The organism is Caulobacter sp. FWC26, from assembly GCF_002742645.2.
Classification (GTDB): Bacteria; Pseudomonadota; Alphaproteobacteria; order Caulobacterales; family Caulobacteraceae; genus Caulobacter.
Genome location: NZ_CP033875.1, coordinates 2,014,072 through 2,040,686 on the forward strand (window position 1 = coordinate 2,014,072; position 26,615 = coordinate 2,040,686).

Sequence of the window (26,615 nt, forward strand, 5' to 3'; positions counted from 1 at the left end):
TCTCCCGAAAGACAAAGGTTCGAATAAGCGACGCGGCGTAGTGCGCTCAGGCTCCCCGGCCTGGGCCGTAGTTGAGCGCTTTCGTCTGGAGGGATTCGACCATTTCGCTGCCTCTACCCTCCATAGCGCTCAGTCTTAATGATCGAGGCGTCGAGCCCGGCCGCTAACGCGCCGTCCGTCGCGATGTTGACGAAACCGTTGGACCCGCAAACGAACACGTGGGCAGGATCTCGACCCAGGCGGGCGATCGTCTCCTTGACCATCTCGGCGTCGATCCGTCGGCCAAAGTCCGAGGCGCGCATTGGCGCTTCGCGCGTTATCGCGACGGCTAGGACCAACGCAGAATCACGCATCTCGATCGAGCGAAGTTCGCTGGAGAAGAGTACGTCGCGACTGGTCCGAGCGGACAAGAGCAGCGCAACTGGAACGGCCTGGGCCAGTGCTTGGCGCTGCCTGATCATTGCCATCAGTGGGACCAAGCCCGAACCTGCGCCGATCAGCAGCACCGGGTCGTCAGCAGGTTCGGGCCACAAAAAGTGGCCACCGAGAGGACCTCTAAGTTCGATTTCGTCGCCAGGAGCGGCGACGTCGTGGAAGAACGGCGAGACTTCGCCATCGGGCAGACGCTCTATTGCCAACTCGAGGATCGGGGACGAGGCAGCCGACGATGCAATCGAATAGCTGCGCATCGCTTGATAGCCATTGGGGGCGGTCAGGCGCACGTCAACGTGCTGGCCGGCGGTATGGAAGAAAGGCTCCCGTAGCAGCAGGAAAAAGCTCTTTATACTTGGGGTCTGCTGGACGATCTCGTCGATCACACATGACTGCCACGACGCGGGTTGCGCGTCGATCTCAGTCATGGGTGTACCGTTGTTCGCGCCACGGATCGCCGTAGATGTGATAGCCGCGCAGTTCCCAGAAGCCAGCTTCATCACGCGTCGTGAACTGCAGCCCATTCACCCATTTGGCGGACTTCCAAAAGTATAGATGAGGTACTAGCAGGCGCGCCGGTCCGCCATGATCACGGGGAAGCGGCTCGCCCGCATACCCAGTCGCGACCATCGCCTTACCGGCCAGAAGGTCGGCGAGCGGGACATTGGTCGAATAGCCATCGTAGCAGTGGGCCAAGACGAAATCGGTGGGCCGCTCGAGTCCTGCATCCGCGAGGATGTCTTCGATCAGCACGCCTTCCCACTTGGTGTCGAGCTTCGACCATGACGTAACGCAGTGTATGTCTTTAGTTACGTTGGTTTTCGGAAGGGCGTTAAACTCGCTCCAGGTCCAGACCTTGATCGGCTTTGGACCGATCTTGACCGTAAACTTCCAGTCGGATGTCTCGATACGTGGCGTCGGTCCCGCGGTCAGTACGGGAAAATTTTCTACGAGATGTTGACCCGGCGGAATGCGGCCATCGTGGTCGCCGCCTGAACCGCGGCCGGTGAAACCTCTGGTGACCATGCCGAACCCCCTTGCTCGTCACGACAGACCGGAACCGACTTAATCTCAGGCTACTGCGTAGATGATCTTCGCACTTGCATGATGCCGAATGGATCGACAGGCTGAAACTCAGACAACCGAATGCCGTATCAGTATAGATCTGTTTATCATCACTATGAATCGCGCTAATCGCACCTCGACTATAGCGGTAGAGCAGCATCTTTGCCCAATGTCTGCTCGCTATAGTTTCAATACCTTCCGACCAGCGTTGCACGCGTATGTGCGCCCGTGGGATGTTAGGCGAACGCCGCCGGCTGACGGACGGAGAAGGCACGGTCATCGCCTGCTTGCGGTTCACGTCATGAGGTCGCCATGCGCGCTCAAGCTGAAATCATCGCAGCGCTCGGCGTCTCTCAAACGTTCGATGCTGAACAAGAGGCCGCGAGCCGTATCGGCTTCCTTCGCGATTATTTGAGAAGGTCTGGCCAGCGAGCGTATGTGCTTGGAATCAGCGGGGGCGTCGATTCCCTGACCGCGGGCCTGCTGGCGCAATCGGCCGTGAAGGAGCTTCGCCGCACCGGGTACGAGTGCGAGTTTCTTGCGGTGCGGCTACCTTATGGCATTCAGTCGGATGAGCACGATGCTCAACTTGCTCTCTCGACGATCAAGCCTGACCGTACGGTGGCGATCAATGTGAGGCCCGCAACGGACGCTCTTTGGGCGGAACTGACGTACTCCGGATACGATCCAGTTGATCCTCACGACCGCGGCAGAGCGCTAGGTAACGTCAAGGCGCGCCAGCGCATGATTGCTCAATTCGCGCTCGCTGGAAGCCTGGGTGGCCTAGTGATCGGTACGGACCATGCAGCGGAAGCGGTCATGGGGTTCTTCACCAAATTTGGCGATGGCGCCGCGGATGTTCTGCCTCTCGCGGGTCTCAACAAGCGACGTGTTCGCGCGATTGGGGTTCACCTTGGCGCCCCGCCTGAGATAATCGGCAAGGTTCCGACTGCGGATTTGGACGATCTCATGCCGTTGCGCCCAGATGAGGATGTCTACGGCGTGACCTACGATGAGATCGACGATTACCTCGAGGGACGCGTCGTGGCGCCGACGGCTGTAGAGACAATCGAAGAAGCGTACCGAGCGACAGCCCACAAGCGTAAGCTACCTGCTGCGCCCGCTTTCCAGATTTGACGTCACCCAGGTCGAACGCACGCTCCGATTTGCTCCCGTCGAAGATATAGAAACTATGTCACGTCGCTATTGGAAAAGTTCAGCGTGGGAATTCATAGTCGATCACGCGAACGCTTTGTTTCGATGGGTATAGTTGAGAAGAGCATTGGTCTCATCGACCACGCGACCCTCTGGCTCAGGGAGCAGTAACGCATAGCAAAGCCGCTGTGGACGCGATGTTTCGCCAGGCATCGGGTGTCTGCATCGTGGTTGGAGAGAAGAATGAGCCCGGCCGAACGTCAAGCTCCTCAGCTTCGTGTGCAACGGTGGATCGGTGTAGATGGCGGCAACCTCGCCACGCCGATCCAACTATCGGATCTGGGCGTAGGCCCGAAGATCGTGTTCGCGTTTCAGCATTGGTGCCGTGGCTGCCATCTGCATGGATTTCCCACTCTGCAGAAATTGCACGGAGCGCTGGAATCCAGAGGTGTCGGGTTTGCAGTGATCCAAACGGTCTTCGAAGGTGCCCACGAAAATACCTTCGAGAAACTGCGCATCAATCAAGTCGAATACAATCTCCCCATTGCTTTCGGGCATGACGAGCCGCCAGCTGGCGCGGCTTTTCCCACATTCATGGAAGATTACAGAACACGGGGAACGCCGTGGTTTACCGTCATCAACGCCAACGGTCGCATCGTCTTCTCGGATTTTCATCTCGACGCGGATCGTTTGGTGGCGGAACTGGAGAGCACGTGAAAGATGCCACGTTGGCTCATTCTAGCCGCCACCCATATCGCCGCCGCCGCCGCAGGCTTTGCTGGTGGCATCTACATGCTCCCGATCCTGACCGCGCCGGTTTCGCCGACCGAAGCTGTCCTGCGCAGCTCGACGCCTGAAGCGCTTTATTCCGGAAGGCTTGTTCGGGATCTCGCCGGCAGCGACCTGCTGCATTGGGGCGAAGGTGAAGTGCGGGTCTTGCCTCCCCGGATCGCGCACATCGGCCGCCTCTCGCCGGGGCCGGACTACAAGCTCTATCTCACCCCACACTTCGTCGACACAGAGGAAGCGTTCCTCGCGATCAAGGACGCATCCGCTCGGGTGGGCGATGTGAAAACGTTCAACGGCTTCATCGTAGAGGTGCCCGCCGATATCGATGTTCGAGACTACAGCACCGTTGTCATCTGGTGCGAAGCCTTTGCTCAGTTCATCAGTTCCGCGGAGTATCAGCCTCCGCGTCAGGCTCGGAAATGAGCCAGGCGATGGACGACGTAAAGGCAGCGTGCGCGCGGGGACTCGTTTTGGCTCCGGTTGCGGCGCTGTTGTTAAGTGTCGCCACACTGCTCCTGGGCAATGGTCTGCTGGGTACTCTCCTGATTGTGAGAGCTGGTCAGGAAGGCTTCTCGGCCGGGACGATCAGCGCAATGATGTCCTTTTATTTCGCGGGCTTCACGATCGGCGCGCTGGTTTTGCCCCGGATCATCGTGTCTGTCGGTCACGTCAGGACCTTCGCTGGCTTCGCGGCGATCGCTTCGATGACTTCTCTCCTCCATGTCGCATTCGTAGACGCGAGCGCATGGATGCCACTTCGGCTTGTAACCGGCTTCGCCTATGCCGGCATGATCCTTGCGACTGAGAGTTGGCTCAACGCTCACGCTATTCCGTCCACACGCGGTCAGCTCTTGTCGATCTTCGGCGTCGTTTCGATGGGCTCGTGGGCTCTTGGCCAAGCACTTCTAAACGTGGCCCCACCTGCAGACGTGACCCTGTTCCTGATCGTCTCACTGCTGATATCGGCGGCGGTCGTCCCAGTCACTCTGCTGCCCAGCCATCCGCCGGCCGATGTTCGACAGGAACCCGTCGCCTTCCGCGATCTTTTCGCGGTCTCGCCTCTAGCATCGGTCGGCGTCTTCCTGGCGGGCCTGGCCATAGGCGGTTTCTGGGGCTTGGGACCTAACTTTGCACAGAGGATCGGCCTCGATGTGGGCGGCATATCCGCGTTCATGGCGGCAGTCCTTGGTGGGACGCTCGCCCTGCAATGGCCTCTCGGATGGCTATCGGACCAGGTGTCGCGAAACCTCGTCATCGCCGGCGCGGCCCTGGCTTCCGCAGCGTCCGCTATCGCCGTAGCGATGGCGGCGGACGCGCCTCTGCCTCTGCTACTCGCCGCGGGCGCGCTGTTCGGCGGCTTCGGCATTCCCATCTATTCGCTATGTCTAGCCGTCGCCAACGACGATCTTCCTGCGGGTCGGCTTCTGGGCACAGCTCGCGGGCTTCTTCTGCTCAACGGTATCGGGACCGCTGCTGGGCCGCTCATCGGGGGAGTAGTGATGGATTTAGTGGGGCCCGGCGGCTTGTTTCTCTACGCGGCGGCGTTGCTCACTGCGCTGGCGGTGTTGGCCGGTGCGCGCAGGCGTACTCACCGCGCCATCGAGACACGCGCCATACGCTGCCCAAGCACGGCGATGATCACCGGATCCCTCGATGCGATGATAACAACGCAAGCTAAGCCACAGAAATGATCATTCGCGGCCGAAGGCCAGTCAGCTGATGCAGACGCTTGGCCCAAACGAAGCGAAGCCCGCCATGGACGAGACAGTGTGTGCTCCCGCTCAAAGCGGGGCCCATGAAATGAAGCGGGGTGCTCTTGCCATCCTTCCCTTGGCGTTGGGAGCCAGCGTGTATGGCATGGCCTTCGGTCTTCTGGCTGTGCAGGTAGGCTTTCCGTGGTGGGGCGTGGGGATCATGAGCGTCTCTAGGGGCATAAACTCAACATCGGTTCGATGTAACGGCCCCGGGAGATAGCCGTTGGGTCGGCAAGGCTTTTGACGCTATCTGTCCGCAGCCTCACCCCCCAGATGTTGTGTGTGCCAACCGCTGGGCCGCGGCCGCCTAAGATCCGGATTGAATTTCTGTGGGGCTGCATAATGCAGCACGGCGGGTCCTCGCCTAGGCAACGGCCTCAACGGTGAGGTCCCGGCCGTTGAACTGCACGGTTTCACCCGCCCGCGCACCCTCGATCGCCTCGAAGATCGGGGCCATCGTGGAAATACCCATGAGCTCACGCCCATGACAGGTAAACCTACTCGTCGACACTGCGATCACGAAGTACTTGCCGGACAGCTTGATGACGGCGCCCTCCGCAACGGCTGACTTCGGCCCGAAATCGATCGCACGCAGCTTGTCGAGCTTATCCGCATAATCATCGAGAGTGTCGTCGAGCGCTTCAGCGAAATCGCTTGCGACCTCGGCTTGCGCCTGCTCGTCGTTCTCTATCGGCTCGCTCCGATCGAGGCGCGCGGTGGAAACGTAATCGAGATAGTTGTCTCGAGCGCTGTGTAGTGCGGCCGTCTCAAGCGACAGCATGGTCTCCCGAATGTGGTCTTTGTTCCAGTCCATCTTGTCCTCGTTACTTCGTGATTTGGAGCCGACGCACATCCTGGGCGATTGCTCGAGAAGCGGTCTCCGCGAACAGCGAACGAGTCATTCGTCGCTAATGACGTCTTCGCCCTGGTAGGGAATTCTGATTAGCCGAGGGTCCCGAATGATGCTCGTGACGAGCCAAACGTAGGACTGTTCTGCAGTATCGAAGCCGAGGATGCTGAATGCGCCCCCGAACGGACACGCTGGAAAGTCCGGAAAGCCCTCTCTCAACACGTAGCGCTCCGGATCGCGATCGAACTCGCTTTTATAGACCTTGCGCAGCCCATGCTTGCTCGGGACGTCCTCGTCGCCAGCCGGGGCTGTCTCGCGGTGCTCGATAAGCCGTTCAGACAGGTCGCGGTGACATATCTCGTCAAATACGTCGAACGCATCGATCAGCAGGCCTTTGTGCTCGGTCGCCGGATCGGTGATGGCGTAAATGTTGGACGCGTCTTCGGCCCCGTCCCCGCTTTCGAGACGCAATGCTGCGTCGACGCGAATGCTGCATGGATCGAGCGTTGATCCGAGTTCGAGATCGACGAGAGCGCCGTCCTTCACGCGATATTCTCGGTCATAGCCTTTCGCCACGAAGGACTGCACGGCATCCAGAACGTCTGTCACTTGGGTCGGCATAAACGCACCTCGAATTCGCATTGGAAGGATCGCGCCAGGGCGGAGAGCACGCAATGGCGCATCGACCAATCAGCGCGCGAAGCGTGGGCTTCCGTCATAGCCATTTTGCTCGCTTGAAGCGCACGAACAGGAACAGGCAGAACGTCAACATCAGTCCGAGCACGACGAAGTAGCCGTAGGCTGTATCCAGCTCAGGCATGTTCCTGAAGTTCATCCCGTATATCCCCGCTATGGCCGTCGGGACCGCAAGGATGGCCGCCCAGGCCGCGAGTTGGCGCGTGATGACACCTGTTCTCTGCGCTTCCAGCAGGCTGCTGAATTCGAAAACAGTGGACAACACCTGGAGGAGGCCGTCGACCATGGACTGAACGCGATCGACATGGTCCGCGACGTCGTTGAAGTAGGGGCGAACTTCAGCGCTGATGCATGGAAAGTGTCCGCGCACGAGCTTGCGCACCAGCTCCGCCATAGCGCCGAGCGTACGCTGAAAGCGCGTTAGCTCGCATCGTAAGCCGAAGATGCGGGCGACTTCCTCTCGCCCGAGGAAATCGTCGAGCGACCGCCTCTCCATCTCGAGAACGTCATCTTCGATCATTTCGAAGATGGGAAGATACTGATCTACGATCCGGTGCAGGATCGCGTGAAGGACGTAATCGACGCCCTTTCCGAACTGGGCGGGCGAGCCCTCCAGTTGCTCTCGAAGATTGCCCAATGCCCCGGCGTTGCCGTGGCGCACGGTGATGAGGTGGTTATGGCCAGTGAAGATCGCCGTTTTGCCGTAGCGTATGCGATCTCCAACCAGCTCGGCCGTCTGGGCGACGACGTAAAGCTCGCCATTGTAAACTTCGAGCTTCGGCGGGCACATCGGGTGCATCGCGTTGTCGATCGCCAATGGATGCAGATTGTAGGTCGCCTGAAGCGTCTTCAGTTCGCCTATTGACGGCTCGCTGAGCCCAATCCAGCAGAAGCCCGAACGGCTCTTGTCGAGCTCGACGCGCTCGTCGATCGCGACTTCGCGGATCCGCCGACCCTCGTTGTAGTAATACGCGGCGATGACGCTCATGCCGGCCTCGCCGGGATGAGCAGGCCCCGCTGCACAGCTGGCCGAGCAAGGCCGCGGTCTAGCCACGCTCGGACGTTCCGGTGATCGTCAAGGCGCAGCAGGTCGCCGGCGTCATAGCTGCCGACCAGGGCATTGACCCAGCCGAGCGTCGCAATGTCGGCGACGGAGTAGTCCTCGACGATCCAGTTGCGCCCTTCGAGCTGGCGATCCAACACCCCCAGGAGGCGCTTGGACTCGTCGGCGAACCGCTGCTGAGGCCGCTTGTCCTCATAGTCCTTGCCGCCCCAACGCAGGAAGAAACCCAGTTGACCGAACATCGGGCCGATCGCCGACATTTGGAAAAATACCCAACTGAGCGCTTCGTAACGCCTGGCTGCCGCCGCTGGGATCAGTTGGCCGGTCTTCTCGGCAAGATAGACGAGGATCGCACCGGATTCCCAAAGACCGAGCGGCTCACCGTCCGGACCGGATGGGTCAATGATCGCGGGTATGCGGCCGTTGGGATTTAGAGACACGAAAGCCGGGTCTTTGGTCTCATTCCGGCTGATGTCGATGAAGTGCGGCTCGTATGGGAGGCCGGTCTCCTCCAGCATGATGGAGACCTTGACGCCGTTTGGCGTCGGAGCCGCATAGAGCTGCAACAGATCAGTGTTGGAGGCGGGCCAGCGCTGAGTGATCGGAAACGATGAAAGGTCTGGCATGCTGGGCGATCCCACAACGTGATTTCAGCGAAGAAGCGTGACCGCCTGATTGGCTGGCTCGGGGACCGCATCGCTGGTCGATGCGGTCCCGATGCTTACGATCCAGGGGCTTAGCCGCGCTGGCCGTTGCAGCTATTCCGCTGCCTCTCCGGCGGTGCGCTGAGTGTCGCCAGCGTCATTACGTTTGGGGAGCACCCAGTTTGCGCGAGGGAAATGGCAGGTGTAGCCACCCGGCCGCTTCTCCAGATAATCCTGGTGCTCTGGCTCTGCTTCCCAGAAATCCCCAACGGGTTCGACTTCGGTGACCACCTTGCCGTCCCACAGTCCGGATGCGTCAACATCAGCGATCGTGTCTTCTGCGACGCGCTTTTGTTCGTCGTCGACGTAGTAGATGCCCGACCGGTATGAGAGTCCGCGGTCATTGCCCTGACGGTTCTTCGTGGTCGGATCGTGGATCTGGAAAAAATACTCCAGGATGTTGCGATAGTTCGTCACCTCGGGGTCGAAGATGATTTCGATCCCTTCGGCATGCGTGCCATGATTGCGATAGGTGGCGTTTGGCACGTCGCCACCGGTGTAACCCACGCGGGTCGAGACGATTCCGGGCTGCTTGCGGATCAGATCCTGCATACCCCAGAAGCACCCGCCTGCGAGAACAGCGCGCTGCTGCATGTTAGGCCTCCTCTACTTGATCGAGATATTCACCGTAGCCCGCGGCTTCCATCTCATCGCGTGGGATGAAGCGAAGCGCTGCTGAGTTGATGCAGTAGCGCAGGCCGCCGCGGTCGGACGGACCATCCGGAAACACGTGACCGAGATGGCTGTCGCCGTGTACTGAGCGAACTTCAGTCCGTACCATCCCATGCGAGCTGTCTCGAACCTCGTTGACGTGCGCCGGGACGATCGGCTTGGTGAAACTCGGCCAGCCGGTGCCCGACTCGAACTTGTCCGTCGACGCGAACAACGGCTCACCGGATACGACGTCGACGTAGATGCCCGCCTCCTTGTTATCGTTGTACTCGCCGGTGAAGGGCCGCTCGGTGCCGTCCTGCTGGGTGACCCGGCGCTGTTCCGGCGTCAGGCGCTCAATTGCTTCCTTTGATTTCTCAAACTTCATGATGGTCTCCAATACTTAGTTAGAGGTCCAGGCACACTACGTTCAGTTTATCTTTGCGGTGGTCGCCTCAACTATCGCAGCGGCTCCAGTTTTTATCCAATACGTCGTGTGTATAGTTTTGATACCGCCCGTGCACTTTGCTTGCGAGGTCAACTCCACTCGTAACGCGCTGCGAGTTGTGCAATTTTCCGTATCTCGACCGGCGCCGTGGACCCTGAAACGGTCGCGATCACCACCTCACGTTCCAGGGCGAAACCCTCAATCGGTCTGGTTACCAAGCCAGGCGCGGCAGCCGATCGTTCAGGCAGAATGCAAATCCCCCGCCCTTCAGCGACGACACGCTGGACCCAATCATCTCGATCTGAGCGAAAACGAGGGCGGACGAGCACCTCCCGCCGAGCGAAGTGATCGAGGATCTGATCGCGGAACTCGCATTTCAGCCGATCCACGAACGGGAAGGCCAGGAGGTCTTCGCCGCGAACGGTGTCGGTCTCCGCTAAAGGGTGATTGACGGAGCAGCCCAGCACGAACCGTTCCTTGAACAGGGGCCGGACATCGAGCTTGCGGTCCGGTCTCGATTCGCGGGGTAGGATGCAAGCATGGTACTTACCTGAGAGCACCTCCGACGTGTCTTCGCTCGACTGTAGCGAATGCAGTTTGATCTCGATTGACGGAACCTCTTCCAAGGCGCTGTCGAAAAATGTCGTGAAAGCCTTTGGGCCGACCGTCGGAGCGACCGCGACATCGAGAACGCGGTGTCGTCCCATGGCCCAGTTTTCCGAGTGATGCCTTACGCTTTTCATCGCGACCAGCATGCGGCGGAACTCGAGTTCGACATCCTGACCGAGGCCGGTGAGCCTGCTGTTCTTCCCGTCACGATAAATCAGCGGTCCACCAAGTTCTTCCTCCAGGCGGCGGATCGCGCGGGTCAGGCTTGGTTGGGAGACACCACTAAGACGAGCAGCTGCCGTGAAATTCAGCGTCTCGGCCAAGTTGATGAAATAGCTGACCTGATTGAGTTCCATAGCCCTTCGGCCCGTGCGCCTGACAGATGCTACCGCTGACTGAACGTCCCCCGCGGACGCCCTACAGAAGTATGCGCGACGCATATAATCATGACCGAGGGGCTTGTCTATATGCGCCACGCATATAAAAGAGATGTCCTGCGGTGCTGGGTTTGGTCGCGAATATGTCGATCGGTTCGGCCGAGTTTGCGCGCTGGCACGCTCGCACCGCGGCGTGTGGGAGGCTCGAAGACATGGCAGGCACTGCGTTCACGTTTCTCAACGCGGCAGGTTCACGGATTTCCGGGCGGCTAGAACCCCCGGAGGGAACACCTCGCGGCTGGGCGATTTTCGCCCATTGCTTCACCTGCGGAAAAGACAACCGTGCCGCAGTTCACATATCGCGCGCGTTGTCGCGCGCGGGCATCGGCGTCTTGAGATTTGACTTTGCCGGCGCTGGGATCGGCGAGCCGACCGCCGATGCTTTGAACTTCGCCTCGGACGTTCAGGATATCAGGTCAGGCGCAAAGGCGATGAAGGCCGCCGGTAAGACCCCCTCTCTTCTTATCGGGCATAGTCTTGGCGGCCTTGCAGCAATCGTAGCCGCGTCAGAGCTACCAGATGTCGCTGCGGTGGCAACGATCGGTGCGCCGGCGGACCTGCACCATATCCTGAGCATCTTTAAGCAAGATGACCTCGACGCCATCAGGGAAGACGGGGAAGCCTCGGTCGAAATCGCCGGTCGATCATTCGTGATCAGTCGTAGCTTCATCGAGTCTTTGCAAGCAATCGATGTGGAGACGGCCATCAACTCACTACGACGTCCGGTGCTGGTTATGCACTCCCCGGTCGATCAGGTGGTTGGGATCAACCATGCGTCGCGCATCTTCGTCTCCTCGCGCCACCCAAAGAGCTTCATATCGCTTGATACGGCGGATCACCTCCTCAGCGATGCAGGCGACGCGAACTACGCTGCCGCTATGGTCGCTGCCTGGGCCAACCGCTTTCTTCCGCCACTCGTGGACGACCTCCCGCAAGTTGAAGCGGCGAAGGGCGTGAGCGCCACGGAGACGCTAGCCGGAAAGTTCCAGCTTATGGTGCGCAGCGGCGAGCACACTTTGTTTGCGGACGAGCCGCCGTCGGTCGGCGGACTTGGCAGCGGATTGTCCCCTTATGAATTGGTGTCAGCCGGTCTAGCGGCCTGCACCGTCATGACGATGCGACTTTACGCGAACCGCAAGGGATTTCCGCTTGAGCGCGCGAGCACGACCGTCGAGCACATGAAAGTGGCAGATATGATGCCCCCCGATCGCTTCAAACGGACGGTCGTTCTGGAGGGGCCGTTGAGTGATGAGCAGCGTGCGCGGATACTTGAGATTGCTGATCGCTGTCCGGTGGACTTGACGCTCCTCCGAGGGTCGGATGTGCAAACCGAGTTGATAGACGGATTAGCATTCATCACGCCCACGAAGGTGGAGCCGTAATCGTGACTTCCGCAAAAAGTCACGGTCAATCAGTTAGCGAAACCATGCGTCGAGAACGCGCAATCCTTGCTGGTGGGTGTTTCTGGGGCTTGGAGGATTTGTTTCGGCGAGCCAGGGGGGTCGTAGGCACGCGCGTTGGCTACATAGGCGGAGAGATGCCTGACCCTACATATGCTCGTCATCATGGCCATGCGGAAGCGGTTGAGATCACATTTGATCCGGCGGTGACGAGCTATCGCAAGATCCTGGAATATTTCTTCCAGATCCACGACCCGACAACTTACGAGCAGCAAGGTAGCGACGTCGGTCCAAGCTATCGTTCGGCGATCTTTTACACGTCGCAGGCCCAAATGGACGTGGCCTTAAAAACGATCGCCGAGATCGAAGCGTCAGGCCGCTGGCCTGGCCCGGTGGTATCCGAAATCAACCCGGAGGAGCCGTTCTGGGAGGCGGAAGCTGAGCACCAACTCTATCTCGCCCGGAATCCCCAGGGTTATAGCTGCCATTTCGAGCGAGCGAATTGGCGCTTGGACAGGTCAGATCGATGAGTTCCAAACTGGCGCGGCTTTGTCTCATGTTCGGCTTCGCGTCTCGCGATGCGAAGCGAGGTCGTGATGCCTGAGTACGTGATCGCGGGCCTGTGGGGATTGCTGTCAGGCAGTGGGCTGCTTGTCGGCGCGATCGTCGCGGATGCCCTCTTTGGCAAGCTCACTCACCGCATGATTTCAGCCGTCATGGGCTTTGGCGGCGGTGTTCTGATAGCAGTTGTAGCCACCGAGCTCATTGGAGAACGGGTCTCGGACGATCTCGGGCCCACAGCGGTCATCGCGCTGCTTGCCGGCGCTGCGATCTTCAGCGGAGCCAATTTCTACCTGTCTCGGCGTGGCGCGAAGAATCGCAAGCGATGCGGTGAATGCACCGAGCAGCCGCGTGAGGGCGAGCAGCACGGGAGCGGCGCTGCGATCGCGCTCGGCAGCGTCCTTGACGGCATCCCGGAAGCGATGGTGATCGGGATGTCGGTCGCGAACGGCGGCGCGATCAGCGTTGCGGTGATCGCTGGATTCTTTCTCGCAAACGTGCCGCAGGGTCTGTCGAGTACATCGGGTATGAAAGTCGCCGGGCGATCTCGACGCTACATCTTCACGATCTGGATCGGCATCCCACTTCTCGTGGGCATTTCAGCAGCTTTGGGCAATCTGCTTTTTGGTTCGGCCGATACGCAAGCTCCCGCAATTCTTTCCTTCGCTGCGGGCGCGGTCATCGCGATGCTGGCTGAGGCAATGATTCCAGAAGCCTTCGAAAAGGCGCCTCCGTTCATCGGTTTCATAACCGTTGTGGGCTTCCTCGCAGCTTATTTGATCGCGCAGCACTGACGCCGCCACGTCAACAAGCTGGTTACGCGCCGTCGCTGCCTTCTCGATCCACGCCTCTTTCGTGCAGTTCGGCGTCGATTGGACAGTTGGTGCAGCCATCGTAGCAGCAGAGCCGACAAATCCGATATGAGTGCTCGAGGTTCTCCAAACGAGCGCGGAGGACGCGTTCGGCGATATCGCACAGGAGCTTCACTTCGGCAGGATCGAGGATCGAAAGACCCTCGGCGATGACTTCGTCCCGCGATGCGAGCACGCCGTCGCTCGCAACCTTCCCTGACTCAGTGAGATAGAGAGACCGCGTGCGTCCGTCTGTTGAATGACCCCGGCGTTCGATCAGCCCTTCGGCCGCTAGCCGGTCCACGAGACGAACCGTTCCTGCGTGTGACAGGCCCACGCCGACCGCGAGCATACGAATAGATAGCCCAGGCTTGTGCGCGAGCAGCGCCAATGCAGAGGCAGCAGGGCCAGCTTCCGGCGCCCGCGATGAACTAGCGCGAACGATGTCGTCGCTGATCATGAGTGCGAACGCCCCGAAAATGTTGCGATCTCGAGGTCCATCCATTGCCGCATCTATATGTGCGCGGAGCATAGACAGCAAGCCAAACTCTTACACGATTTGCGGAGAGACTGCGTTAGGAAAGCGCGCTTTTACAATGCTTTACAGTCGGTTACGGGACTCCCCCCCGCTGTAGCTATGAGATGTCGCAGCGCTCAAGACGCCCTTCAATCGATAGCTATCGGCTATGATGTTCGCGAGATTGACCGCATGACCACCGAGCCGGGACACGAATCACCTCGGTCGTCCCGCTAGACGTGGCGACCTCGTTATCCGCAGGCTTGCGCGACTCCTGCGCCTAGGCATTGGACCGCGTGTGCGGCGGAGCTACGTGTTCCGAGGTCAATCAGCATGCGATCGCGGACCTCGCCTGTTGCTCGTTGGGCAGCGAGCGCCTTTTGCGCATCTCTGTCCGGCACAAAGGCGATACCTCCTGTCAGGCGCGCAACCGTGACGGCGACCTGCAACTACACTTGGCTGAACGCAACGCCATGGGCGCACTGGCAACGTGTTGACGTTCTACTCTCCTCGCGATAGGTCTATGCGCGGCGCATACATACTCAACCGTTTCGGTCTTTCAGGGCCGTCGGCTTCAGCCGGCCGTCGGCGATGAGCGGTACGCCAGGGCGAACGCCGAGGAAGGCCGTCGATCAAGCGGCTTGAACTACGGACAAGCGGAGACGCGCATGACGATCAAGGTCGCAATAAATGGCTTCGGACGTATCGGACGCCTCGCGTTGCGCTCGATTGTCGAGCATCGCCGCCAAGACATTGAGGTGGTGGCCATCAACGATCTTGGTCCCGTCACCACGATGGCGCATCTCCTCAAGTACGACTCGGTGCATGGTCCCTTCCGGGGCTCTATCGCAGCGGGCGAGGACTGGATCGACGTCGGTTCCGGAAGGATTAAAGTTGTTTCGGAGCGTGATCCGGCAGACCTCCCGCATGCATCGCTTGGCGTCGATGTCGTGCTCGAGTGCACTGGGCTTTTCACGACGAGCGGAAAGGCACAATCCCACCTTCGGGCAGGCGCGAAGCGAGTATTGGTTTCAGCGCCTAGCGAGGGGGCTGATAAGACCATCGTCTTCAAGGTCAATCACGACGCTCTAACGCGAGATGACATAATCGTCTCGAACGGCTCTTGCACGACGAACGTGCTCGCGCCGGTAGCCAAGGTTTTGAACGATCTCTTCGGCATCGAGCGCGGATATATGACGACGGTGCACGCCTATACGGGCGACCAGCCGACATTGGACACCGTCCACAAGGACCTTTACCGCGCGCGTGCTGCCGCACTCTCTATGATCCCGACGTCTACTGGCGCCGCGAACGCGATCGGGCTCGTACTCCCAGAGCTGAGAGGGAAGCTTCACGGATCGTCCATCCGCGTACCGACGCCCAACGTATCTGTCGTGGACTTGAGTGTGTCAGCCGCCCGTGAAGTGTCGATCGAGGAAGTCAACGACGCCATTCGGCAGGCCGCTGAAGGGTCGATGCAGGGTGTGCTCGCGACGACCTCAGAACCCCTTGTTTCAATCGATCTCACCCACCGCAGCGAATCCGCCATCGTCGCTCTGCCGCAAACTGACGTCGTGGACGGCAGAATGGTTCGGGTCCTTGCCTGGTACGACAACGAGTGGAGCTTCGCCACGCGCATGGCGGATACGGCAGTAGCCATGGGCAAGCTGATCTAGCCGGCAGGATGCAGGCGGCTACGATAGGGATGCTGCCTGCTTCGCCGAGAACGACATTCGGGTAGGAGCGATCATGGGCATGACTGGACCATTGGCGCGCGCAGCGCGTGCTCTTGTTCAGTGGCCCCGCGCTCACGCTGCCTTAGTGGCGGGGCTGCAGGAAGACGCCATAGCGGATTTCGAAGCTGGCAGAGCGGGGCTCGATTTCGCCGACATAGCTCGGTTACGCGATGCACTCGAACGCGGAGGCGCGGTTTTTATCGACGATGATTCGAGCGGGGGGATCGGGGTGCGGCTTAAGTTCAATGCCAAGGATGTGCGCGCCATCAATCGAATGGAGGGTGAAGGTGGGCCGGTGGGCACCGACGACGTCTGAAGCCGAGCATTCGTCGCTGCCGGGCAAGAGGCCGTGAGCGCGAGAGAGCCGGCGATGACTATCATCAAGCTTCACGATACGGCTGCTCTTAAGAAGCGCGTGTTCGTTCCGAGCAATCCTGCCCGGGTCACGATGTATGTGTGCGGACCGACTGTCTACAGCCGCGCCCATATTGGGAACGCGCGGCCGGCCGTGATTTTCGACGTGCTTTCGCGCCTGCTGCGGCATGTTTATGGAATGGATGCGGTGACCTATGCCCGCAACGTAACTGACGTCGACGACAAGATCATCGATGAAGCGAGCGCGGAGGGTGTGCATCCGTCAGTTATCGCGCGGCGGTTTGAGGAACTGTACCTCGCCGACATGGGCGCACTAGGCGTGCGCCCGCCGGATATCGCGCCGAAAGCCACAGCCCATGTTCCTGGCGTGATCGCCATGATCTCTAAGCTTCTCGAGGGCGGCTTCGCCTATGAAACACACGGCCACGTGCTGTTTCATGTCCCGTCCGACCTGCACTATGGCGCGCTCGGACGCCGTGACCGCGATGCAATGATCGCCGGCGCACGGGTGGAGGTGGCTTCCTACAAAAAGGATCCGGCCGATTTTGTCCTGTGGAAGCCGTCACCGCCGGAGGCAATCGGGTGGGACTCGCCCTGGGGGCGTGGGCGCGCGGGCTGGCACATCGGATGCTCGGCAATGATTGCAGAGAATCTCGGCGAGACAATCGACATTCATGGCGGCGGGCTTGATCTGGTGTTCCCCCATCATGAAAACGAAAGCGCACAAAGCCGGTCGGCTCATGCAGGCTCGCCGTTGGCACGCTACTGGTTGCACAACGGCTTTCTGACGATGACGGACACTGCGGCCGGTGTTGGGAAGATGTCAAAGAGCCTCGGCAACGTTGTGAGCGTCGGCGAACTGCTGGAGCGGGGCCACGGAGGCGAGACGCTGCGTCTGGCGTTGCTGTCAGCGCATTATCGGCAGCCGCTGGAGTGGAACGAGGCGCTGCTCTCCCAAACAAAAACGATTTTGGATCGACTGTATCGGCGACTGAAGATGTTTAGTTTCATCGACGATGAGGAACTCGGCATCGATGACTGCAATCAAGCTGTCGTCGACGCCCTTGCCGACGACCTGAACACGCCGCTGGCGCTCTCAAAGTTGGTCGCGATCGATGACCCGAAATCGCTCATTGCGAGCGGCATGCTCCTTGGGCTGTTTTCGAGACGTGAACGTTGGTTTCGCTTCTTTTTAGACGGGCCTAGTGGGGAATCAGATCACGTCGCCCGTCTGATCGACGCTCGCACGGACGCGAAGAGCCGAAAGGATTTCGCCGAGGCGGACCGGATCCGCGCAGAACTCACAGACTTGGGTATCGCGTTGGAGGATGGACCTACAGGGACAACCTGGCGACGGTTGTGAACTCCTATAGTAGCGCTCTAGCGGCTTGGCAGTTCTGTAGCCTGCCCGTGGGACGGCTCGACAACACTCACTCGATATCGTATGCGCGACGCATATATCGAATGAGTTGCGATGATGGATGAACCCTCTGATCGCTTGATCAACATTTTCGGCGCGCTTTCGCAAGCGGTAGCGGATCGAGTGCGTATAGCGATCGGCGAGGCTTTCAGCGCTGGTGGCGAGACCGCTGCCGCTCTCATCGCTATCGGTCACGCGCCGGGCATGTCGATCGGACAGGTCCGCCAAGTCCTTCGACTGTCACACGCAGGCGCCGTCCGCGTCGTCGAGAGGCTGGAGGATCAGAAACTCGTAGCGAAGTCGCAATCGACTTCTGACCGTCGTGTGGCTCACGTTACTTTAACCGCCCTCGGCCAAGTAGAGAGAACTAAGTTGCTTGGCCTCCGTAACGCCGCTGTGGCGGAGCTACTCAGCAAGGTTTCAGTTGAGGATCGCGGCGCATTGGAGCGCGCGGCCGACTCCATCCTGTCGTCTCTACTGTGCGATCCCCTCGGGGGGGTTGCGACTTGCCGGCTGTGCGATCAGGCCCGTTGTCTCGACTGCCCGGTTGAAAGGCATCGTCCGTATCGACGGCAGGAATGATCGCACGGGCATCCATTTTGAAGTGCTTTCGCGGCTCTACAGTGCGGGAGCGCGCCGGCCGGGCAGCGCGTTCCGCGCGGCAAAGCCGATGACGATGGTCAGCGTCATCAGAAGGTAGGCGACTATTCCGCCAGGAGAGAGCGTAGGAACAGCCGCCAAGATCATTGCGTCGTTCCCGCCGGGTATGAGAGCTATACCGACACCCATGAGAGCGCCACCGACGATCGATCGAATTATGCCATAGCCAGTGGGCAGTGACGTGACCCCCTGAAACTCCTCCAGGAATAGCTAGAGTCCGCCCTAACGAAGGACGGACAGAATGAAGCGATCAAGGTTCACGGAAGAGCAGATCATTGGGATCCTGCGGGAGCAGGAGACCGGTGTGGCGACGGCGGAGGTTTGCCGACGCCACGGGGTGAGCTCGGCGACCTTCTACAAATGGAAGGCCAAGTTCGGCGGGCTCGACGTGTCGGAGGCTCGGCGGCTGAAGGCGCTCGAGGACGAGAATGCTCGGCTCAAGCGGATGCTGGCGGACGCGATGCTGGACAACGTGGCGCTGAAGGACCTGCTGGGAAAAAAGTGGTGACGCCCGCCGGCTACCGCGAGGCGGCTGGTCATCTGCAGGCCGCCTACGAGATGAGCGAAAGGCGGGCGTGCCGTGTGCTGGGCGTGGATCGGACGAGCGTGCGCTACCAGACGACGCGCCCGGACGACGGCGCCCTGCGCGACCGGCTGAAGGCCCTGGCTCAGGAGCGTCGCCGGTTCGGCTATCGCCGCCTGCACGTCCTGCTGCGGCGCGAGGGTCATGCGGTCAACAAGAAGCGGGTCCAGCGGATCTATCGCGAGGAGCGACTGACGGTGCGCCGGCGGGGCGGTCGGAAGCGAGCAATGGGCACGCGGCGACCACTAGACGTGCCGCTGGCGGCCAACCAGCGCTGGTCGCTGGACTTCGTCGCAGACCAGATGACGGACGGACGGCGCTTCCGCATCCTGACGGTGATCGACAACTGCACGCGTGAATGCCTGGCGCTGGTGGCCGACACCTCGCTGTCGGGCGCGCGGGTCGTGCGGGAGTTGGACGCCGTCATCCGGCAGCGGGGCCGGCCCGACACCATCGTCAGCGACAACGGGACGGAATACACCTCGAACGCGGTCCTGGCCTGGTCCGACGACACCGGCGTCGGCTGGCATTATATCGCGCCCGGCAAGCCCCAGCAGAACGGCTTCAACGAGAGCTTCAACGGACGCCTGCGCGACGAGTTGCTGAACGAGACGCTGTTCCGATCCCTGCCGCACGCCCGCGCAGTGCTGGAGGCGTGGCGACGCGATTATAACGAACGGCGTCCGCACTCGAAGCTCGGGTGGTTGACGCCACAGGCTTATGCAGAAGCGCTCAGCGGACAGATCGGCCGGTCCGCTGCGCTGGTTGGGGGCTGCGCTGACCGGCCTCTTGCCAACCCCGACAACCCCAGTTCAGATCAACCCAGGACTCTCGTTATGGCTGGATGAGAAACGGGGGTCACGTCAGCAGTTGAAGACGCAGATTGCCCTGCCGAAAGGAAGCCGTGAGAGCACCCGCGACCGATGAGATCACCGTAACAAGCGTGACCTCGCCTGATGGTGACATGCGGAGAGGAAGCCCGCGTTGAATCAAGTCAGCGAAGGTCCACGCTGGTGACAGTGCGTACAATAGACCGCCAGTTACGCCGAGGCCGATCATCGACGCGGCGAAGGGCCACGCCGGCCTCTTGCGCGCAACGCGCTTTATACAGACGAACACGATCGACAGCATAAGCACCAACAAAAGACCGGCAAGCGTCGCAAGGCCCAACAGAGTGGGAGTAGCAGTGAGGCTTGGCCATGACGCCTCATAGCCGAACCTTGTTTGATCGGCCGCCCATATACCGAAAGCCAAGCCAAGCGGCAGCGCTATAAGCCTTATCTCCCCATCGCCCAAGCGTGCCAATGACCCGAGAAGACAAGTGTCGTTGATCAGTGCGCCTAGCCCAAATGCGATTGCTCCAACTAAGAGAAGCCAGTTGATGCTAGTCGACGGCGTGAGAGTAGCGCCCAGCGCTCCAGACCAGACAAGCGGTATCGAGATAAGGCCCGCAGCTGCTGACGCCGCTAGAAATCCAACAAACATCCTCGGCGGGCGTCGCTTCTGGATTTCGTGAGCAGCGACGACTAGGCACGTTCCACCTTGATTGGCGGAATACCCAAACCAGAAGGCAAGCACGCAAAGCAGAAATTCGAGGGCTATCGAAGCCAATTGTAGACCTGCTCAATCATCTTGTCAGCCTCAACGGGCAACGTTTCGGCGCCGGGACCGCCCTGTCTGGCCCACGGGTCCTGAATGGACTTGTTTTCCGTAGCCGAGCAGTTGGCAGAGGCTGCTAGAGCCGGATTTGTCGAACCCATTAGCTGAAAGCAGCCGTTCGGATAGAGTGCCGAGGATGTCGAGATCTCCGCGCGACAACGCAGAGACACACTCATCGATGACGCGCTCTCGCGCTTTGAGTAAAGCTCCAGTCAGACGTTCCCCCGAACCGGTGAGGTGGATAAGTCGCGCGCGTTGGTCTGCATTATTCCGGCGTCGTTCCACCAAATCGTCCTGTACCAGTCTGTCGATCAGCCTCACTGTTCCAGCATGCGACAGCCTAATCCGGGTCGCTAGAACACTGATTGGAAGCCCAGGCTCCAAACTCAGAAATATCATCATCGCGGTCGCGGAGCCGCTGGGTGAAAGCGAGGCCGAGACGCTGGCGATGCTTTCGGCGACCGCCAGCGCCAGAGCACCAAAATGATATTTGGCGACCTCAGGCTCCATTCCGAAATAATATATGCGTCGCGCATAGACATCAAGATGGGAGAAATGTATGACCGACGCATACATCTCTCACGGATTCGGATATGGTCATGCTCAACAAAGGGCTCGGCTCGGATTCCACATCTGGGATCGATACGCATGCAACCTTTTCATGCGCGAGGCGGCTTGAGCGGGCGCGCTTCCGACGGCTCCGGCTTCTGGGCTCGATCTCCTGCAAGCGGGCCACAGCCATGGGAAAAGTGTCATGCCCGATCTGACGCTGGACCTTCGATACTTGAAGTACGCCGTTCAGGTCGCTGAGGCGGGTAGTTTTCGACGCGCGGCCGAGCGCCTTGCGATATCGCAATCCACCGTGAGCCGTCGGGTTCAGATACTTGAGCGCCAGCTTGGGTGCTCGCTATTCCACCGCACGCGATCAGGCGCTGATTTGACGCCCGAGGGGGAACGCTTCCTTCAGCAGGCGGTAGTGGGTGCGAGATTCCTTCGCGAAGCCGCGACGGAAATCCGCACTACACGGAAGCAGACGACCGGTGTCGTCAGGTTCGGAATGCTCGAAGCATTTCCCGCGTGCCCTATCATCGACCTTCTAGCGAGCTTCCGGCTCCGATACCCGACGATTGAGGTCAAACTCGAGGAAGGAACGTCAGAAGCAAACACACTGGGTGTCAGACGGGGGTTGCTAGACGCGGCAATCAGCCTGGGCGCGGCTAGAGACCCTGCGCTCCAAATCCGACGCCTATGTGAACCGGATCTGTTCGTCGCGCTGTCCCCAGGTCACAAATTGGCATCGCGGCCTAATCTCGTCTGGGATGACCTCTGCGGAGAAATCTTTCTGTCCCGCTCCGATGGGGCCGGACGAGAACTCGCTGCGATGCTGCGACGGATGGTCGGGGCGGTCGAGAGTGCCGTCCAACTTTCAATTCAACAGGTCAGTCGAGAGACCCTGCTGACGATGGTCGAACAGGGGTTTGGGGTTACCATCACGAGTGCGGTTCGCCGTCCAGACCTTGCTCTGGTGCCACTTCGATCCAGCCGGGCGCCGACCGCAGCAATGATCTCGTCTAGCGACAACGATAATCCAGCGCTGCCCCTTCTACTGAAGTGTTTCGACGCTCTACCCGGTATGAAAGTAGGCGCCGCCTAATCAGCCTTCCGCTGCGTGGACGCTCGCCGCGCCTTCGCGAAGCCGCGATCTGTAGCGATGAACCGCTGTAGCATCGGGACGATCAACCGAGCGGGTTCCACCGCCGGCTGGCCTTGCTCGCGGCCCAGGAGGTCCGCGTAATCGGCCAAGTCCTGATGCAGAGGGGCTGGCAGCTCGACCTGAACCTTTACGGGTTTATCGTCCGCGAGGGGACCTAGCTTGAGCTTAGACATATTCATTCCCCATAGGGTTCGAGCACGAGATCACGCGTTACGATGACGCGGACTGGGTAGCCTGGGCGAATTGTGAGAGTGGGCGCCACGTTGAGCTGACGGCGGACGATCTGCTGTCCGGCGTCATTGATCGTGTCCTGGCCGCCATTGCGGATCGCCTGGATAAGCCGGTCATCATTATCGACGGCAAGTTCGGCGCCAACGCTGAGGAGCGTCGAAAGTCCTGCCGCCTTGGCGAGATCCCACCAATGGTAATCCACCCCATCCTGCAGGCCGGCATATCCCTCGGCGTCGGCACCAGGCTGGCGCTCGAGAACGATCGAGCGACCATTCGGAAAGATCAGCCGGTTCCAGACAAGCAGCACACGGCTTTGCCCGAACTGCACATTGTTGTCGTACTGGCCGATGACGCGCGTGCCCTGTGGCACGAGCAGGATGCGTCCTGTGGGACTGTCGTAGATGTTTTCGGTCACCTGGGCGGTGATCTGGCCCGGGAGGTCCGATCGGATGCCGGTTATGAGTGCCGCCGAGATGACTGCGCCGGCCTGAAGGATGTTCGGCGACGCCGGAGCAACGACGCGATCGGGAGACACCGTTCGTCGATCGGTGGCCGCGTTGAGAAAGGCGTTCTGACGATCCTGTGCGGAGGGAGTTGCTGGCGGCGGCGCGAGGCCAAGGCTCGCCAAATCCGGTGCGGGCGGGAGTGCCGGGGCCGCCCCCGCCGCAGCGGGCGCACCCCGGCTTTCCGATCCGGAGAATAGGCGACTCGTCCGCGCGGTCTCGATCTCCTGTAGGCGCCGCTGCTCTTCCGGGCTGATGCCGGGATTGGGCGTGGCGATGCCAGGGGTCGGCACTGGCTGGCCGCGATCCTGTGTGCTGAGGATAGGCCGGCCGAGGTCTCCGGGAAGCGGCGGACCAAGCCGCGGCACGCCAGCATAGTCTCGCGGTAGCCCGGCCAGGCCATCGGCTGTGGAGCGGTTCTCGGTGGAATACAGCTCCTCATTCGGCCGGGCGCCGTCCCGCGTTTGAAGCGCGTAAATCAATGCGCCGCCAAGCCCGACGCTGGCGATCAGGCCGAGCCCTGCCAACACCTTACGCGACAGCCGCGTCACACGCGGCGGCTCGGCCCGCAGCCGCATTGGCGCGGGACCGGCGGGTTCGCCGGTCAAGGGCTGCGGATCGTCGTCCGGGGCATCCCCACTCCGGGGCGGGCTCTCGCTCACGAGGTCGGCCTCCCATCGGTGCGGGTGATGCGAACGCGCCGTTGCCGGTCGCCGGAGCCGAACCTCAGTTCGGCCGCGGCGAAGAGCCGATCGACGATCATGTGATGGCCGCGGACGCGATAGTTGACCAATTCGGAGGTGTTGCCTTCGGCGCCCACGACGAAGAGCGGGGGCATCTCGCCCTGGCCGATGCCGCGCGGGAACTCAATGAAGACCTGTCGGCCGTCGTCAAAGGCGCGGAGCGGCCTCCACGGCGCGCGGTCCCCCTCGATTGCGTAGCGGAAGTTGACGTTGGCGAGATCGACGCCGCTCGCCACGGGTTGGGCGGCTTGCGCCTCGGCATTCTGCCGACGCAATGCGATAAGCTGATCCTGTGGATACTGCCACGAGACCGATGCCATATAGGTCCGCTCGGTCGAGCGAAGCTCCATGTGATAAGTGCGCATGTTGGTGTTGATGACGAGGTTGGTCATCAGGTCGGCCCGTGTCGGCTTCACCAGGATGTGGACTTGGCGCGTCGCACCCGATCCGCTCTCGGTGTCGCCGATGATCCACCGTACCGTGTCGCCTGCGGCGACGGGTCCTGCGCCGACGAGCTGCTCGCCGGGCTGGAGCGCGATGTCAGTGATCTGTCCGACCGCCGTATAGACTTGGTAGAGCGCACCCTGCGTCCAGGGATAGACCTGCATCGAATTGATAAATCCATCACGCACCGGCTGGACGCGGGCCGCCTCGTTGGCCTGGTTGACGCGCGCCGTCGGGTTGGCCGGCTCGGGCGCGCGTCGCGTCTCCGGCACGCGCTGCAACTGGCCGGGTAGCGGGAGCGGCCGCGGCAGCTCGACCACAGTGACGGGCGCTGGTGGATCGACGGTCTGCACCGCGGGAGCCGCGTTGTCGTAGGATATTTCAGGCGGGGGGTTGGTCGTAGCGCAGCCGGCGAGTGCGGTTGTCGCCAGCAGGACCATCGGGATTGCGGCCCTGCGGAGAGCCGGGAATACGAATGTGTGTAAAGCCGGGCTTCCGGCTTTACGGAAAGACGGCTTCATTGCCCAAGCTCCCGTGACCAGTTGATGGCGTTGACGTAGATGCCGAGCGGGTTCGCCCTCAGCCGATCGGCGTTTCGGGGGACCTGCACGACGATCGTCAGGATCGCAGTCCAGCGGGTTGTCTCGGCGAGCTGGCCGTTCTCGTAGCGGCGCTCCACCCACGCGACGCGGAAGCTGTCCGGCGAAGCGCGGATGACGCTGGAGACGTCGACGGCGACCTGCTGGCGGCCGACCCGTGTGAACGGGTCGTTGGACCTGGCGTAGTCGTTCAACGCCATGGCACCGCGATCGGTCGTGAAGTCATACGCGCGCAGCCAGTTTTGCCGCACGATGATCGCGTCGGCCGGGATCGAGCGAACCTGCTCGATGAAGCGCGCCAAGTGGAAGGCGATCTGCGGATCGGTCGGACGGTAGTCCGCCTCGGCGGGAGCGACCGCTTGTGCCTGACCGAGTCGATCGACCTGGACCACCCAAGGAACTATCGTTCCCCGTGCCGACTGCACGACGAGCGCGGTGGCGAAGCCGGCCGACAGGATCAGCGAGCCGAATGCCATCAAGCGCCAGTTCTTGGCCTGCACGCGCGGGGCGCCGATGCGTTCATCCCAGACCTGGCCGGCACGCTGGTAGGGCGTCTCGGGTTCGGGGGCTTTGCCGTAGTGGGTAGAGGGTCGTTTGAACATCAGCGATCGCCTTCGGACAGGTTGACGGAGGAGCCGCCGCCGTGGGCGTCGCCGGAGCGGACAGCGTGGGCCGTGGCTTGCACGGCATGGGTCATGTGTTGGGAGCGGCGCATCCGCTGCGCCCAGGCGGGTGGCCCGCCGGCACCGGCGGAACCCGAGGACGCGGCACCGTCACCGGCAGCGTCACCGCCGATCGAGCCCATGGTGGAGGAGCCGCCCGTCGCCTCGAAGGCGGCCTTGCCGCCCGCGTTGAAGCTGGACTTCATGCTTTCGGCGGCGCGCGATGCGGCCCGACGCAATGGAGAGACAGCGGCACTTCCGCCAGCGCGGGCAACGCCACCGAGACCGGAAGCGACACCAGCCGCGCCCGACTGACCGGCAGAGCCAAGGCTGTAAGCGGTCGAAGCGCCGCCGGCGACCGCAGCGCCGCCACGAGCCGCAGCGGCGGCGCCGCCAGCCAGGGCTGCACCTCCGGATGCGGCGGCACCGACAGCGCCAGCACCGAGTGCGACCATTCCGCCTGCGGCTAGGCCGGTACCAACCGCAGCGCCAGCGCTGAGTTGCGGGCCGCCGGAAACGATGCCGCTGGCGATGCCGGGGCCGAAAATTCCCAAACCGAGCAGCGACAAAGCTGCAAGGACGATCGCCATAGCCTCGTCGATCGACGGGTTCTGCCCCCCGAACCCGGACGTGAACTCGGAAAATAACGTCGAGCCGATGCCGATGATGACGGCGAGCACCAGGACCTTGATGCCGGAGGAAATGACGTTGCCGAGGACGCGCTCGGCCATGAAGGCAGACTTCCCGAAAAGACCGAACGGGATGAGCACAAAGCCGGCCAACGTGGTCAGTTTGAATTCGATGAGCGTGACGAACAGCTGGATCGCGAGAATGAAGAAGGCGAGCAGCACCAGCACCCATGCGAGGAACATGCAGGCGATCTGGATGAAGTTCTCAAAGAAGGACCAGTAGCCCATCAGGCTGGAGATCGAGTCGAGCAGCGGCCGGCCAGCATCCAAGCCGGTTTGGGCGACCTTGCCCGGGCGCATCAGGTCGGCGGTCGAGAAGCTCGTGCCGCTTGCCTTCAGACCTAGACCGGCGAAGCTCTCGAAGATGATCCGGGCGAGGTTGTTCCAGTTGCCAATGATGTAGGCGAAGACACCGACGAACAGCGTCTTCTTCACCAGCCGCGCTACGATGTCGTCGTCGGCGCCCCACGACCAGAACAGCGCCGCAAGCGTCACGTCGATGACGATGAGGGTGGTTGCGATGAAGGCGACTTCGCCGCTGAGGAGGCCGAACCCGCTGTCGATATAGCGGGTGAAAACCTCGAGGAAGTGGTCGATGACGCCGGTGCTGCCCAT

31 protein-coding genes are annotated in these 26,615 nt (G+C 61.1%); 13 read left to right on the forward strand and 18 right to left on the reverse strand.

Annotated features, from left to right (window positions below; genetic code table 11):
- Positions 1–113 precede the first annotated feature (113 nt).
- Positions 114–860 (reverse strand): ferredoxin reductase, encoded by a 747-nt coding sequence (locus CSW63_RS11070; protein WP_058193722.1) that lies wholly within the window; start codon positions 858–860, stop codon positions 114–116.
- Positions 853–1,458 (reverse strand): sulfite oxidase-like oxidoreductase, encoded by a 606-nt coding sequence (locus CSW63_RS11075; protein WP_058193725.1) that lies wholly within the window; start codon positions 1,456–1,458, stop codon positions 853–855. Before CSW63_RS11075 ends, CSW63_RS11070 begins: the two co-directional genes overlap by 8 nt.
- A 351-nt stretch (positions 1,459–1,809) precedes the next feature.
- Between CSW63_RS11075 and nadE the strand changes: the two genes are divergently transcribed.
- From nadE to CSW63_RS11095, 4 genes are all read left to right on the forward strand, one after another.
- Positions 1,810–2,634, forward strand: coding sequence for an ammonia-dependent NAD(+) synthetase (gene nadE, locus CSW63_RS11080; protein ID WP_099503722.1), 825 nt, complete (start codon positions 1,810–1,812; stop codon positions 2,632–2,634).
- Positions 2,635–2,895: 261 nt separating this feature from the next.
- Positions 2,896–3,369 carry a peroxiredoxin gene (locus tag CSW63_RS11085; protein ID WP_071537974.1) on the forward strand — a complete coding sequence of 158 codons (474 nt, stop codon included), beginning with the start codon at positions 2,896–2,898 and terminating at the stop codon, positions 3,367–3,369.
- A 3-nt stretch (positions 3,370–3,372) separates the two neighbouring features.
- The gene (locus CSW63_RS11090) at positions 3,373–3,864 is read left to right on the forward strand and encodes a DM13 domain-containing protein (RefSeq protein WP_099503720.1); all 492 of its coding nucleotides are present in this window, start codon (positions 3,373–3,375) and stop codon (positions 3,862–3,864) included.
- An 8-nt stretch (positions 3,865–3,872) separates the two neighbouring features.
- Positions 3,873–5,132, forward strand: a complete 1,260-nt coding sequence (locus CSW63_RS11095; RefSeq protein ID WP_058193734.1) for an MFS transporter — start codon at positions 3,873–3,875, stop codon at positions 5,130–5,132.
- Between the two features lie 427 nt (positions 5,133–5,559).
- On the opposite strand, the gene CSW63_RS11105 is transcribed toward CSW63_RS11095, so the two are convergent.
- From CSW63_RS11105 to CSW63_RS11135, 7 genes are all read right to left on the reverse strand, one after another.
- The gene (locus CSW63_RS11105) at positions 5,560–6,009 is read right to left on the reverse strand and encodes a hypothetical protein (RefSeq protein ID WP_058193737.1); all 450 of its coding nucleotides are present in this window, start codon (positions 6,007–6,009) and stop codon (positions 5,560–5,562) included.
- A gap of 84 nt (positions 6,010–6,093) precedes the next feature.
- Entirely contained in the window at positions 6,094–6,666 is a 573-nt protein-coding gene (locus CSW63_RS11110) for a hypothetical protein (RefSeq protein WP_058193739.1), read from the reverse strand.
- 94 nt (positions 6,667–6,760) lie between these two features.
- Positions 6,761–7,729 carry a magnesium and cobalt transport protein CorA gene (locus CSW63_RS11115; protein WP_058193741.1) on the reverse strand — a complete coding sequence of 323 codons (969 nt, stop codon included), beginning with the start codon at positions 7,727–7,729 and terminating at the stop codon, positions 6,761–6,763.
- Positions 7,726–8,430, reverse strand: a complete 705-nt coding sequence (locus CSW63_RS11120) for a glutathione S-transferase N-terminal domain-containing protein (RefSeq protein WP_058193743.1) — start codon at positions 8,428–8,430, stop codon at positions 7,726–7,728. Before CSW63_RS11120 ends, CSW63_RS11115 begins: the two co-directional genes overlap by 4 nt.
- A 132-nt stretch (positions 8,431–8,562) precedes the next feature.
- On the reverse strand, positions 8,563–9,102 hold the full coding sequence (gene msrA, locus CSW63_RS11125; RefSeq protein ID WP_058193745.1) for a peptide-methionine (S)-S-oxide reductase MsrA: 540 nt from the start codon (positions 9,100–9,102) through the stop codon (positions 8,563–8,565).
- 1 nt (position 9,103) lies between these two features.
- Positions 9,104–9,547 carry a peptide-methionine (R)-S-oxide reductase MsrB gene (gene msrB, locus CSW63_RS11130; RefSeq protein WP_058193748.1) on the reverse strand — a complete coding sequence of 148 codons (444 nt, stop codon included), beginning with the start codon at positions 9,545–9,547 and terminating at the stop codon, positions 9,104–9,106.
- Positions 9,548–9,696: 149 nt separating this feature from the next.
- Positions 9,697–10,572: a LysR family transcriptional regulator gene (locus CSW63_RS11135; RefSeq protein WP_170233918.1), complete on the reverse strand. Its 876-nt coding sequence runs from the start codon at positions 10,570–10,572 to the stop codon at positions 9,697–9,699.
- A 143-nt stretch (positions 10,573–10,715) separates the two neighbouring features.
- Here CSW63_RS11135 and CSW63_RS11140 point away from each other — a divergent pair, with 143 nt between their 5' ends.
- From CSW63_RS11140 to CSW63_RS11150, 3 genes are all read left to right on the forward strand, one after another.
- A complete protein-coding gene (locus CSW63_RS11140; protein WP_246842049.1) occupies positions 10,716–12,035 on the forward strand; it encodes a bifunctional alpha/beta hydrolase/OsmC family protein in 1,320 nt (439 codons plus the stop codon).
- A gap of 44 nt (positions 12,036–12,079) precedes the next feature.
- A complete protein-coding gene (gene msrA / locus CSW63_RS11145; protein ID WP_058193752.1) occupies positions 12,080–12,583 on the forward strand; it encodes a peptide-methionine (S)-S-oxide reductase MsrA in 504 nt (167 codons plus the stop codon).
- Between the two features lie 66 nt (positions 12,584–12,649).
- Complete coding sequence (locus CSW63_RS11150) at positions 12,650–13,408, forward strand: ZIP family metal transporter (protein ID WP_069311316.1); 759 nt, start codon at positions 12,650–12,652, stop codon at positions 13,406–13,408.
- Between the two features lie 22 nt (positions 13,409–13,430).
- Here CSW63_RS11150 and CSW63_RS11155 read toward each other — a convergent pair whose 3' ends face one another.
- A complete protein-coding gene (locus CSW63_RS11155) occupies positions 13,431–13,925 on the reverse strand; it encodes a MarR family winged helix-turn-helix transcriptional regulator (RefSeq protein ID WP_210408504.1) in 495 nt (164 codons plus the stop codon).
- A gap of 725 nt (positions 13,926–14,650) precedes the next feature.
- On the opposite strand from CSW63_RS11155, the gene gap reads away from it, so the two are divergent.
- From gap to CSW63_RS24130, 4 genes are all read left to right on the forward strand, one after another.
- Positions 14,651–15,658 (forward strand): type I glyceraldehyde-3-phosphate dehydrogenase, encoded by a 1,008-nt coding sequence (gene gap, locus CSW63_RS11160; protein ID WP_069310780.1) that lies wholly within the window; start codon positions 14,651–14,653, stop codon positions 15,656–15,658.
- 73 nt (positions 15,659–15,731) lie between these two features.
- Positions 15,732–16,034: a DNA-binding protein gene (locus CSW63_RS11165; RefSeq protein ID WP_069310779.1), complete on the forward strand. Its 303-nt coding sequence runs from the start codon at positions 15,732–15,734 to the stop codon at positions 16,032–16,034.
- Between the two features lie 54 nt (positions 16,035–16,088).
- Complete coding sequence (cysS, locus tag CSW63_RS11170) at positions 16,089–17,456, forward strand: cysteine--tRNA ligase (RefSeq protein ID WP_069311315.1); 1,368 nt, start codon at positions 16,089–16,091, stop codon at positions 17,454–17,456.
- A gap of 114 nt (positions 17,457–17,570) precedes the next feature.
- Positions 17,571–18,095: a MarR family winged helix-turn-helix transcriptional regulator gene (locus tag CSW63_RS24130; RefSeq protein WP_281289537.1), complete on the forward strand. Its 525-nt coding sequence runs from the start codon at positions 17,571–17,573 to the stop codon at positions 18,093–18,095.
- Positions 18,096–18,131: 36 nt separating this feature from the next.
- Here CSW63_RS24130 and CSW63_RS24135 read toward each other — a convergent pair whose 3' ends face one another.
- Positions 18,132–18,377: a YeeE/YedE thiosulfate transporter family protein gene (locus CSW63_RS24135; RefSeq protein ID WP_371415249.1), complete on the reverse strand. Its 246-nt coding sequence runs from the start codon at positions 18,375–18,377 to the stop codon at positions 18,132–18,134.
- 37 nt (positions 18,378–18,414) lie between these two features.
- Here CSW63_RS24135 and CSW63_RS11185 point away from each other — a divergent pair.
- Positions 18,415–19,604, forward strand: a protein-coding gene (locus tag CSW63_RS11185) for an IS3 family transposase (RefSeq protein WP_127846963.1) whose coding sequence is annotated in 2 segments (ribosomal slippage) — positions 18,415–18,667 and positions 18,667–19,604 — 1,191 coding nt in all. Because the reading frame shifts where the segments join, the coding sequence is not laid out codon by codon here.
- 10 nt (positions 19,605–19,614) lie between these two features.
- On the opposite strand, the gene CSW63_RS11190 is transcribed toward CSW63_RS11185, so the two are convergent.
- Positions 19,615–20,334 carry a YeeE/YedE thiosulfate transporter family protein gene (locus CSW63_RS11190; protein ID WP_256371376.1) on the reverse strand — a complete coding sequence of 240 codons (720 nt, stop codon included), beginning with the start codon at positions 20,332–20,334 and terminating at the stop codon, positions 19,615–19,617.
- 63 nt (positions 20,335–20,397) lie between these two features.
- Complete coding sequence (locus CSW63_RS11195; protein WP_346000851.1) at positions 20,398–20,991, reverse strand: MarR family transcriptional regulator; 594 nt, start codon at positions 20,989–20,991, stop codon at positions 20,398–20,400.
- Between the two features lie 178 nt (positions 20,992–21,169).
- Here CSW63_RS11195 and CSW63_RS11200 point away from each other — a divergent pair, with 178 nt between their 5' ends.
- Positions 21,170–22,069 carry a LysR family transcriptional regulator gene (locus tag CSW63_RS11200; RefSeq protein WP_099503716.1) on the forward strand — a complete coding sequence of 300 codons (900 nt, stop codon included), beginning with the start codon at positions 21,170–21,172 and terminating at the stop codon, positions 22,067–22,069.
- Here CSW63_RS11200 and CSW63_RS11205 read toward each other — a convergent pair.
- From CSW63_RS11205 to trbL, 5 genes are read right to left on the reverse strand one after another with little or no spacing between them, the layout of a single operon-like run.
- A complete protein-coding gene (locus CSW63_RS11205) occupies positions 22,066–22,302 on the reverse strand; it encodes a DUF2274 domain-containing protein (protein WP_099503714.1) in 237 nt (78 codons plus the stop codon). The genes CSW63_RS11200 and CSW63_RS11205 overlap by 4 nt on opposite strands.
- A gap of 2 nt (positions 22,303–22,304) precedes the next feature.
- A complete protein-coding gene (locus CSW63_RS11210) occupies positions 22,305–23,525 on the reverse strand; it encodes a TrbI/VirB10 family protein (protein WP_099503712.1) in 1,221 nt (406 codons plus the stop codon).
- Entirely contained in the window at positions 23,522–24,571 is a 1,050-nt protein-coding gene (trbG, locus tag CSW63_RS11215; protein ID WP_099503710.1) for a P-type conjugative transfer protein TrbG, read from the reverse strand. Before trbG ends, CSW63_RS11210 begins: the two co-directional genes overlap by 4 nt.
- Positions 24,568–25,251 (reverse strand): conjugal transfer protein TrbF, encoded by a 684-nt coding sequence (gene trbF / locus CSW63_RS11220; RefSeq protein WP_099503708.1) that lies wholly within the window; start codon positions 25,249–25,251, stop codon positions 24,568–24,570. The genes trbG and trbF overlap by 4 nt, the downstream gene beginning before the upstream one ends.
- The gene (trbL, locus tag CSW63_RS11225; RefSeq protein ID WP_099503706.1) at positions 25,251–26,615 is read right to left on the reverse strand and encodes a P-type conjugative transfer protein TrbL; all 1,365 of its coding nucleotides are present in this window, start codon (positions 26,613–26,615) and stop codon (positions 25,251–25,253) included. The genes trbF and trbL overlap by 1 nt, the downstream gene beginning before the upstream one ends.